This is a genomic window from Brevibacillus fluminis, from assembly GCF_052072235.1.
Classification (GTDB): Bacteria; Bacillota; Bacilli; order Brevibacillales; family Brevibacillaceae; genus Brevibacillus_D; species Brevibacillus_D fluminis_A.
On record NZ_CM125436.1, the window covers coordinates 686119 to 697869 of the forward strand.

The window sequence follows — 11751 nt, forward strand, 5'->3', positions numbered from 1 at the left end:
GTCAGGGATTATCCTCCAACGTTAATGGATTTGTCCGGTGCTGATGATCATGTTTTGATCACCGGTCCGAATGGTGCGGGGAAATCGACAATTACCTTTTGTATGGGAGCTGTTCTGTATTCCTCGAAAGTAGACACAGAAGGGTTGAAATCTCGCAATTTACCGGTTGATCAGACATGGAAAGCCAAAATTTCCTTGCTTTTTAAAAATGATGGCTGGATGAAAATCGATGCGCCCCCTTTTATTGAATTTACACTGAACATGGTTCAGGAACCGGGCCAACCGCTGAAAAAAGAGTTTACGATTGGTAAGGGGGAGCAGATCGATAAGTGGGATGAGGTCATCGCCTACACATCTGGCGATCGGTTTCATAACTTTTCCACTTACAAGAAAGATTTACAGTATAAGTACAAAATTGACCCGGATTTATTTTATCTGATCTGGTACCAGCAAGAGGTCAATCAATTTGCGATCATGCATCCGGAGGAACGCTTCCGCATATTCAGCGAAATACACGGGATTGACAAGGTTCAGCGAGATTGGGAAGAAAGCATGGAAAAACGGAAGGATACCGAAGAAACATTCAGGGTTTCAGAGCTGAATGTAAAATATATGAAATCCGAGTTATCCATGAAAAAGGCTGCGCTCGATCGTTTTTTGGACAACCGGAAGCGGTTGAAGGAAGGCGGAACGTTGTATCTTGAGGCGTTGCTTCGTCTCGAACATCATTATAAAAAGGAGCAGGAAAGCCTGCGTGCAATGGTAGAGCAGTTGCAAGGAGAACTCGAAGAAATACAAATGGAGCAAGCGATGAAGCAAGCCGAAAAAGAGAAGGCGCTGGAAGGTGTCGAAATACGCAAGCGTGAACATCAGCTCCTGAATGAACGAATTGCGGAAACGGTTCAGCAACTGGAGGAAGCAAACAACTGTCTCCGGGACATCCAAAAGCAGATCGGGGAGCTTGAGAAGGAGTTAGAAGCGATCACCTTGCGAAAAAGCCAACTTACTCGATCGGACGAACAGGTGAAAGCCGGGTTACAAAAACTGCTGGCTGAAAAAAGGATAACCAAAGATGCTTATGATCAGACGCAATCGGCAGTGGCCGAGCGAAGGCTGGCCTGGCAGGAAAAAGTTGCGAAAATAGCGGAAATCAAAGGGAAAGTGGCCGCCGATGAGATCATGGAAGCTGCCCATCTTGAAAGACTGCATCAATATTCAAGTAGTCATGATGTCCAGGAAACGATTGCGGGCCTTGAAAGCGGCATCGAGGAGAACATGAACAAGAAAAGGGAATGGGCATTGCGTTTGCACGAGTTACGTGAAGAACACGCTTTCCTTGAAGAAGAACGCGATTTGTCAGCTCGTCAAGTAGAATCAATGAAATGGTTTCGTTCCCAACAGATCAAAGCCTATCCATTGCGCGAGCTTATTGAAATGGACGAAACAGCGCGGTTAAAAGATGAGCAGCTGTTCCAGGCAATCAAATATACGATTTTTTTCAATGGAACACATGTGAACCCGCCTAACGATTTGTATCATGTGCCTTTGATGAAAATCGTGCCGGACCGATTTGTTACGCACCTGCCTGCCCTTCACATTCGAGTGAAGGAAGGTCTGTGTGAAGAAGAAATTCCGCAAGCAATCAAGGCGCTTTGGTGGGTAGAGCAGTTTTTCAAGGATGGCTTATTTTGCATTCAGAATGGTACGTTGCTTGATCCGATCGGAATTCGCGGTCCTCAAGAAAAAGACAAAACGATTTTGAGCGTGAAGGCGCTGCGTGCCCGAAAACAAGAGGTTTTGGGGCTGATCGACAGTCTTTCTCAGAAGACCTCCCGCATTGAGCAGCAGATACAGGCTGATACGAAAACCGTACAGGAGCTAAATAGCATTATTCACCAGGTTCGGGAAGCGGAAGCGTTCATGACAAATCAGCATCAGCGGGTTTTGATGAGAAATAAATGGAAAGAGGAAATCGCTGCGGAAAGGGCAATCGAGCAGGAAATAACACGATTGGAAGCAGAAAAGGAACGCATCCTCCGTCTTCAGATCGAGCAGGAAGCCTTGGAGAAAATCTTGCGCGAGGAAGAGGCTATCTATGAAGAGCTGGGCAAGATGAAGGGGAAATATGAGGAATTGAATGAATTGCGCATGAAACTGGCAGAGAAGAAGAGCTTTATCAGGGAACAAAATGGCGTAATGGAGCAGATGGAACACGAGCTTGTTCAGCTGGAAAGGAAGATCAATCAGGAAGAACGGGAGATCAGGAGATTATCCGATGCGCTGGAGAACGTCGGGGTTGATCTCCGCCGAAGAAAAAAGCAACTGGACGATCACTCGGACCAGATCGATGCAACGAATCAGGAGCTTGTCCAGACCATAAAAGAGCTGAATGACTTGAAAAACGTGATTCCTGATCTGTTTCCTGATGTTTATGCGCGGACTGATGTCGAAAAAACAGGAACCGTTCCGGAATTAAAAAGGGACCGTGAAAAGGGTCGTGTGACACTGGAGCAAGCGAGAACGGAAGAAGGGATCGATCCGGCAGCATCGTACAATTACGAGACCGCGAAATATGAATACGAGCGTCTGGATGATGAATTCAAACGGACGAGCATTTTGCTTGAACAAGATAAGGAACGAACGGAACAGCTTAGAAATCAAATGGAAACGACCATCAATATGCGTGTCCTTGAATTGCAACAACGGTTTCGGGTGTATATGAGCCATTTTCAATTTGAAGGGGATATTAGCTGGGAGTCGTATGAAGACCAGCGAAAGAGAGTCCATTTTAAACTTTATATCAAAGCCCGTAAAGAAGGACACCGCGGTTCGATGGAAGATGTCAGCACAAAAGCGCGTGGAGGGAAAGTGGGGAAGGGAGTATCAGGCGGGGAAGAATCGCTCAGCTCGCTTCTGTTTGCCCTGGCGTTGCTGCAAAATCTGCAAACCACACCGGGGTTCATTGTTCTCGACGAATTCGATAGTGCGCTCGATGAGAGTCGAAAATCGAAAGTGTTCGACTTGTATGTGCAAGAATTGAAGCGGAAGTTGGTTATTTTGACGCCAAAGTCGCATGAAGAAACCTATTTGAATCGGTTTTCCAAGGCATTTATCGTTCAGCACGACCCGATGGAAGTGAAGAGCAAAGTAGTAGGGATCGTGAAAGTGGGGGGATAGGATGCTCGATCGCAAGCGGCACAGAGGGCTCGCAGCTCTTGAGCAAACGGGAATTGGAAGTCATGCGGGGTATCGCTTGGGGAGCTGTTTTGAAGAGGGTTGATTTTGTAAGAGAATAGCGGAGATGTACAGGCACGCGGAGCGATGATCCGGTGTCTTTTTTTATACATCGTAAAAAGCTTGGTGCAGCTGTTTTTTTACGATGACAGTACCGCAAATTGCGGTTGTTCAGAAAATGTTTATTGGCGATTGGTACAATAGTCACCGACGCCCTATGTCGAATTTTGGCGAAAAAACAGGAAAAAAGTAGGAGGTAAGCGGAAGCAGGGATCACAGGCAGGGAACATCACAGGTGAGGCTTATCCAAAAAGAAAAAGAGTTGATGAAATGGTTGAGGGCAGATGGAGTAGCATGAAGAAAATGTTCTTCGCTGCAGCTTGCATGCTGGGGATTGTCTCGGCAACCCCACTGCTTGCGCATGCGGAAGGGAGCAAGGATCTGATCAGGAACGGAGGGTACCGCCCGTATTTGGAGTGGGATTCCAGCAAGACCTCCAACATCGTCAGACAAAACGTGATGAAAGTGTATGCCAAAGAAGGTGAAACGATCGATCTGGGGTCAAGCGTGACGGACGCTCCGTCGAATCAGGACATCGTGGTGCGGGCGCCGAATGGAGATACGATTTCGATTGATGTGACAACAGCAGGCACAGGTAATATCGACACGCTGGCAAAGGAAGCAAACGGCCCTTTTCCGGCAAAAGGCGGCTACAAGCCTTACACGATAACAGTCGGACCGGAGCAGGAAGGAATTTGGGAAGTCGAGTTCAGAGCTTCCAAATCGCCGACTCAACAGGACCCGCCTCCCATTACGACCATCACGAACTTTGCCACCGATGGCAAACAGGCAAAAACAGTTGCCGCATGGGACATCACGGTGGTGGACGCCCAAAATAACCCTCTTACGGGCCGGGTATTCTCAAATTATTTGGCGCTAAATATGGGGAGCAACAACGTCCAGTTGAATTCGGATGTTTATATTCTGACCAAGGACGGCTATCAGTACAAAACGGAAATGAACGGGATGGACCCATACGGCTTCATTTTTTTCGCCAACAACAGGGGGTATGTCAACGCGTACGACAATTCAACCTTGTACCATTCCATTCCGCTCGGGACAGAGGGCGTCAACGTGCAGAACCCGAGAGTCGCTGACTCAGGTGTAGATATTACGCACCGCGTGTTCATCAACCCGCCGAGCAGCGACCTGCCTTTTCAAACAACGGCCCAGACGCCGCCAAAAGCGGATGACATTGCCTTTAGCGGCAACCAGACAGGCAACATTACGACGGAGGGGGCAGGGGGAACCTTTACCTTCACCACCACGCGTACCGGCAGTTATCAAATCATTATCGATACAAATGGCCCGGGCAACGCGCCGGATGGCATGTTCAATCCGAAAGAGGACGTTGTGCTGGAAAACGTGGCGACACCTGGATCGAATACCGTGACGTGGAACGGCAAATATGCAGATGGCACGGTAGTCCCGGCGCTGGCGAACAAGGCGCCCTATCAATACCAAATCAGCTTGAAGGGCGGAGAGTATCATTTCCCGATGCTTGACGTAGAGAATAATCCGAGCGGGTTCAAGATTACGCTCCAGAACCCGCCGGGAAGCTATCCGGCTGGAATGAACAGCTCTACTGTTTATTACAGTAATTGCCGACTGAAAGCCCACGGTTTCAATCGTGGGATGAAAGACGGCTTTGCCCGAACATCCCTTCATGGGATGGGCAGGGCAAACACATAGCACATGTGTGAGTGCTATTCTTTTTAAATTTATCGTTTCAGTTTGACTTCAGTACTGATACAATCGTCATATGGGACAAGAATATAGACGTACAGCTACCACAGTATCTCTCATCAACTATCATTTTGTTTTTTGCCCTCGTTATCGAAGAAAAGTGTTAGTGACACAGGTGGAAATTCGATTCAAGCAACTACTTGAGATGATATGTCAAGAGAATGACTGGCATCTTGTAGCAATGGAAGTCATGCCGGATCATGTCCATCTGTTCCTGAACTGTCTTCCCACTGATTCTCCATCAGACATAATGGCAAAAGTGAAAGGAGTGTCATCTCGAATATTGAGGCAAGAATTTGAGCATCTTGCTCATTTGCCGAGTCTGTGGACACGCTCTTTTTTCGTAAGTACAGCAGGAAACGTATCAAGCGAAACAATAAAACGCTATGTCGAAGAACAAAAGAAAAGGGGGTGAACTCATGCAATCTTTAACTGTCAAAATCCGAATTTTCCCTGATCATCCAGATGTTCTTCGCCAATTAGGAAAAGAGTATATTCGGGTAGTGAACCAACTGAGTGAACAGGCGGAACAACTTGGCGTGTTTCCGAAAGTGACAACCAAAGATGTAGAATCCCAACTCCCCTCTGCCGTCTGTAATCAAGCCATTCGTGATGCCAAGAGTGTATACCGAAAAATCAAGAAGTTGGGTACTCGCCCCATTCTGAAAAAACCTGTCTATTTCGTCAACAATCAAAACTACACGGTATCCGAAAATACAGTTGCCTTCCCGATCGTTGCAGATGGAAAGGCGAAGAAAACAACGTTTTGTGCGACGATGACGAGCCGAGATAGGGAATGGTTACGCAAAGGAAAATCCGGATTGATGCGTATCATTGAAAAGGCAGGGAAATGGTACGCTCAAATTTCGGTAGAAGTGCCTACAAGCGTAACAACCAACGAAACCATCATGGGTATTGATCTTGGTTTGAAAGTTCCTGCTGTTGCTGTCACTTCTACAGGTAAAACCCGATTCTTCGGAAACGGCAGACTTAACAAGTACATACGAAGAAAGTACCAACAACGTAGACGTAAAGTAGGGAAACTCAAAAAGTTGTCTGCCATTCGCAAACTGGGCAACAAAGAACAACGTTGGATGAAAGATCAAAACCATAAGATTAGTCGTCAAATTGTCAATACAGCCATTCAGGAAGGTGTGTCAATCATCAAGCTTGAGCGACTGGAGAATATTCGCAAAACGGCAAGAACAAGCCGTAAAAACGCAAGGAATCTGCATAGTTGGACATTCTATCAGCTTCAGCAGTTCATCTCCTACAAAGCAAATCTTTCTGATATACAGGTTGTGAAGGTCAATCCTGCCTACACTTCTCAATCTTGTCCTGCCTGTAGAGAGAAGAACAAAGCGAAAGACAGAAGGTACGAATGTTCATGCGGATTCAAAACTCATCGTGATCGGGTTGGAGCTATCAATATCATGCGTCAACCTGTGGCAGATGGTAACAGTCTGTCAGCCTAGGATGCTAGATGCACTGTCTTAGGACGGGCTGATGAGACAGCCCTAAACTTGGGGGAACTACGGATAGCAGAAATGCACTTCCGACTACCACCCAAGAATCCCACTGATACCGAAGTGTCAGCTTGCGGCTTTAGCCGTGGGAGTCTCAAAACGACGAAAATTATACAGTGAAAGAAGGAACGCCCACGGGACGTTCAATCCAGCTTGACCCTACGGGATCAATGGTGGCCCCGAGTCCTCGAAATGCAATGGAAGGCGTGGACAGCAGCGTGGGCGCACATAAATTTTCGGGCCTGTATGGCAACGATCGGGGAATAGATACGTGGACGTATTTTCCCGGAGAAACAGTCACAAACAACCTGATTATCGTCGGACAGGGACAAGTGACGGGCCAGGTCTTTCAAGATACCAATCGAAACGGTATGAAAGATTCCGGTGAACCGGGCATCTCCGGCGTCGGCATCGAGATTGAAGACGCGGCCCAACATAAGCAAACTGTGCAGACGGGAACGGATGGTACGTATACCGCCACCGTGGAAACAGGCAGCGCTAGCGTAAAGGTAGACATCGCGAGCAGCCCGATCGCTTCTATGCATATGACGACGGGGAACGTTACGCAAAACGTGACTGTCTTGAAAAACGGGACGGCAACAGCCGATGCCGTCGGGTTTTCGCCGAACCAGCCTCCGCAGACGGTGGATGCGTCGAAAGACACGACCAAAAACACACCGGTGTCTGGCGCGGTAACGGCGTCGGACGCGGATGGCGATGCACTGACGTACAGCGTAAAAACGGATGCCAGCAACGGAACGGTAACGGTGAACCCAGTCGACGGCAGCTGGACGTATACGCCGAACGCCAATTATGTGGGACCGGATAGCTTTACGGTAGAAGTAAGCGACGGCAAAGGTGGCACAACTACTTCAACGATCACCATCACAGTCAACGCGCCAGAAAACCAAGCGCCGACAGTGGGAAATGACAGCAAAACCACCACGAAAAACACACCAGTGTCCGGCACGGTAACAGCGTCGGATGCGGATGAAGACACCTTGACGTACAGCGTAAAAACGGATGCCAGCAACGGAACGGTAACGGTGAACCCGGACAATGGCAGCTGGATGTATACACCAAACCCGGATTATGTAGGACCGGATACCTTTACGGTAGAAGTAAGCGACGGCAAAGGTGGCACAGCCACTTCAACGATCACCATCACGATCAACGGGCCGGAAAACCAAGCGCCGACAGTGGGAAATGACAGCAAAACGATCCTGAAAAATACCCAGGCATCTGGTGCGGTTGTCGGGACGGATGCAGATGAAGACACCCTGACGTACAGCGTAAAAACGGATGCCAGCAACGGAACGGTAACGGTGAACCCGGACAATGGCAGCTGGACGTATACGCCGAACGCCGATTATGTGGGACCGGATACCTTTACGGTAGAAGTAAGCGACGGCAAAGGTGGCACAACTACTTCAACGATCACCATCACGATCAACGGGCCGGAAAACCAAGCGCCGACAGTGGGAACTGACAGCAAAACCACCGCGAAAAACACACCAGTGTCCGGCACGGTAACAGCGTCGGATGCGGACGGGGACACCCTGACGTACAGCGTGAAGACGAATGCCGATCACGGAACGGTAACGGTGAACCCAGCCGACGGCAGCTGGACGTATACGCCGAACGCCAATTATGTGGGACTGGATACCTTTACGGTAGAAGTAAGCGACGGCAAAGGTGGCACAGCCACTTCAACGATCACCATCACGATCAACGGGCCGGAAAACCAAGCGCCGACAGTGGGAAATGACAGCAAAACCACCACGAAAAACACACCGGTGTCCGGCACGGTAACAGCGTCGGACGCGGATGAAGACACCCTGACGTACAGCGTAAAAACGGATGCCAGCAACGGAACGGTAACAGTGAACCCAGCCGACGGCAGCTGGACGTATACACCAACCCCGGATTATGTAGGACCGGATACCTTTACGGTAGAAGTAAGCGACGGCAAAGGTGGCACAGTGACTTCAACGATCACCATCACGATCAACGGGCCGGAAAACCAAGCGCCGACAGTGGGAAATGACAGCAAAACCACCACGAAAAACACACCGGTGTCCGGCACGGTAACAGCGTCGGACGCGGATGGCGATGCACTGACGTACAGCGTGAAGACGGATGCCAGCAACGGAACGGTAACGGTGAACCCAGCCGACGGCAGCTGGACGTATACGCCGAACGCCGATTATGTGGGACCGGATACCTTTACGGTAGAAGTAAGCGACGGTAAAGGTGGCACAGTGACTTCAACGATCACCATCACGATCAACGCGCCGGAAAACCAAGCGCCGACAGTGGGAAATGACAGCAAAACCACCACGAAAAACACACCGGTGTCCGGCACGGTAACAGCGTCGGATGCAGATGAAGACACCCTGACGTACAGCGTAAAAACGGATGCCAGCAACGGAACGGTAACGCTCAATCCAGCTGGCAGCTGGACATACACGCCAAACACAGACTTCACCGGAACAGATTCCTTTGCCATCGAGGTAAGCGACGGCAAAGGCGGAAAGGTAACCTCCCGCATTACCATTGAAGTGACGGCGCCGGACACCCCGCCTGCGCCTGTGAATCATGAACCGACAGTCCCGGACTACACCAAAAAAACCGCGATAAACGAAGAGGTTGATGGGGTAGTTGAAGCGTCCGATGCGGATGGTGACACGCTCGCCTATTCGCTCAAGAGAGAACCGGAACACGGGGAGGCTTCCGTCAGCCGTGATGGCAGCTGGACGTACAGCCCGGATCGCGATCTCACCGGCACGGATTCCTTCCAGGTGAAAGTAAGCGATGGCAAGGGAGGAACGGCGGTCTCTACCATCACTATCCTGGTGGTCGGGGAGCAGGAGCAGTGGGTGCTTCATCTCACCGCTGCCCCAAAAGACATCTTGGGAGACGGAGTGACGACAAGCCAGCTGACGGCGACGCTTCAAACAACAGAAGGGAAGCCTGTCGCGAGAGTGCCGGTTTCCTTTACGGCGGAAGCCGGAACGTTGGCGCCTGACAAGGCTGTCACAGACAAGAATGGGCACGCGGTGATTACCTTGACGTCCCCGTTGCTTGAGGGGATTGATCCGCAGCTGATCCACGTGACGGCCACAGCTACCGATGAAGAGAAGCATCTGTCGGCGACCGATCAAATCGCGATCCGCTTTTTGCCGGCTGAATTGACGGGGATTGTCGTTGATGAAATCACGAAACAGCCGATCGCCGGCGCGCGTGTGCGCATCAGCGAAGATTTTGACCGAGATGGGGTCATCGATTTCGAAGCATCGGTGCAAACGGATGAGAACGGCCTCTATCGAATCGCTGTACCGCGCGGCAACTATACGTATACGATCCTGATCTCGACAGAACGAAAAATCGGCAATGCAACCGTGTCGATTACCACTACGCAATCGGCACAAATCGGGGGACTGGGCGGTGCCGGGGAGCAGTTCACGCCAACCAATAAAATTACCGGCCAGCTCCTCGTCTTGGACCGGACAACCAATAAGCCGGTGAGACCTGACCAGTTAAAAACATCGACAGGCGATTCGCTTGCGTTGGAGGCTTCACTGCTCAATGATGACGGCGGGAGTGCGGCAATCACGATTTCGCCGACAGGGCTGTTCGAGATTGCCAACCCGGAACGGAACAAACAATATGAAGTATTGCTTTCCTTCCGTTTGCCGAATGGCGAAATCCTGGCAGGGAACCGCGCGATTCTTTCTGTCAATGACGATGGCATGATGGCCGTCCACCTTGAACTGATCGACCCGTTCGGGGCCGTGACCGATGCAGACACTGGAAAAGTGATCAAGGGCGCAACGGTCAAGCTTCACTGGGCGGATACAGCGTTGAACAAGCAAAAAGGCCGGGTTCCAGGAGAGCTTGTGTCCTTGCCAGCTCTCGACAAGTTCCCGCCGGAATCCAACGCCAACCCGCAGTCGACGGACAGCGGCGGCCGCTATGCATGGATGGTCTACGGAGAAGGCGACTATTATCTGACTGCTGAGAAATCAGGCTACCAGACGTATGACAGCAGAGAGGAAGGCAGAAACGTCGCCGCCAAGCCGGGTGAAAGCAGCTATGTGAAAAACGGGATCATTCATGTAGGGCAAACCATTGTGGAGTATGATTTTTCAATGGAAAAAGAAGCGGAGCAGGGCAGCTCCGGCAGTAAACGCGGAAAAGAAGATCATACGGAATTCGCGAACACGGTTGAAGGTGACCACTATCATTACATCATGGGGTATCCAGACGGAACGTTTAAACCGGAACGAACGGTGACGAGAGCGGAAATGGCGGCGATGCTCGCCCGCCTGACACAGCAGACGAAGCCGTCCTTCGATGAAGTGTCCTACCATGACGTTGCCCCAACTCATTGGGCATACGCCTATATCGAGCTGATGAAAAAAGAATCGCTCATGACGGGTTATGCGGATGGGAACTTTTATCCGAATCAGCCGATGACGCGCGCGGAGATGGCGGTTGTGCTGACGCGGTTCATGAAGCTGAAGGTGGGGCATGACGCATCTGCGAAATATGCGGACAGTGCGAACCATTGGGCGAAGGATGAAATCGAGATCGTTACGCGCGAAAAGTATATGATCGGTTATCCGGACAACAGCTTTGGGCCGGACCATCCGATCACCCGCGCCGAGACGGTGACGACGATCAACCGGATGATGGGCTTCGGCCCGCTCACCGGCTTGCCTGCTCCGAAATGGCCGGACGTATCGATCTCCCACTGGGCCTATAACCAGATCGAGGAAGCATCGAGAAGCCATCGTTTTCGTAAAGAAAATGGGACTGATTCAGTGGAGATTTGGAAAGAAGACATTGATGAGGGAACATGGTAGTTTTGTGTTTGGCCCGTCATCCTCGGTAGAGGGTGCGGGCTTTTTTGTTTTGCGTTGAAGGGAAATAGAGTGTTTGTGCATATGTTCTACATGCATGTTCAGAAAATGTTTAGCGTGAATCGATATACTGCTTGGGGAAAGGGGGATTTTTGTAAAAGAATGGCGAAATTTCACGAAATCAACGGTGACCTAGCATGGCACCATTAGACAAAAAACCGATTTTAGTAGAATTTTGTCCTTCTTGCGATATTCAAATTGTTTGTGGGAATCGTTATCGGAATGTTGGAAATCTTATTTTTTTGTATTCGTGAAAAAGG

5 protein-coding genes are annotated in these 11751 nt (G+C 50.0%); all 5 read left to right on the forward strand.

The genetic code is table 11. The features are described 5' to 3' along the window. Positions 1-24 precede the first annotated feature (24 nt). The 5 genes from ACTID9_RS03710 (at position 25) to ACTID9_RS03730 (ending at position 11434) form a co-directional block, all read left to right on the forward strand. Positions 25-3177 (forward strand): AAA family ATPase, encoded by a 3153-nt coding sequence (locus ACTID9_RS03710; RefSeq protein WP_441072397.1) that lies wholly within the window; start codon positions 25-27, stop codon positions 3175-3177. Positions 3178-3588: 411 nt separating this feature from the next. After that, positions 3589-4986, forward strand: coding sequence for a hypothetical protein (locus ACTID9_RS03715; protein ID WP_441069883.1), 1398 nt, complete (start codon positions 3589-3591; stop codon positions 4984-4986). A 70-nt stretch (positions 4987-5056) separates the two neighbouring features. Beyond that, entirely contained in the window at positions 5057-5455 is a 399-nt protein-coding gene (tnpA, locus tag ACTID9_RS03720) for an IS200/IS605 family transposase (RefSeq protein WP_441069884.1), read from the forward strand. A 4-nt stretch (positions 5456-5459) separates the two neighbouring features. Beyond that, on the forward strand, positions 5460-6515 hold the full coding sequence (locus ACTID9_RS03725; protein ID WP_441069885.1) for an RNA-guided endonuclease InsQ/TnpB family protein: 1056 nt from the start codon (positions 5460-5462) through the stop codon (positions 6513-6515). 269 nt (positions 6516-6784) lie between these two features. After that, on the forward strand, positions 6785-11434 hold the full coding sequence (locus ACTID9_RS03730; RefSeq protein WP_441069886.1) for an Ig-like domain-containing protein: 4650 nt from the start codon (positions 6785-6787) through the stop codon (positions 11432-11434). Positions 11435-11751 lie beyond the last annotated feature (317 nt).

What these genes read in the sequence shown, in the direction of transcription:
- ACTID9_RS03710 (WP_441072397.1), top strand. Translation starts at nt 25, where the DNA reads ATGGATTTGTCCGGTGCTGATGATCATGTTTTGATCACCGGTCCGAAT.
- tnpA (WP_441069884.1), top strand. Translation starts at nt 5,057, where the DNA reads ATGGGACAAGAATATAGACGTACAGCTACCACAGTATCTCTCATCAAC.
- ACTID9_RS03715 (WP_441069883.1), top strand. Translation starts at nt 3,589, where the DNA reads ATGAAGAAAATGTTCTTCGCTGCAGCTTGCATGCTGGGGATTGTCTCG.
- ACTID9_RS03725 (WP_441069885.1), top strand. Translation starts at nt 5,460, where the DNA reads ATGCAATCTTTAACTGTCAAAATCCGAATTTTCCCTGATCATCCAGAT.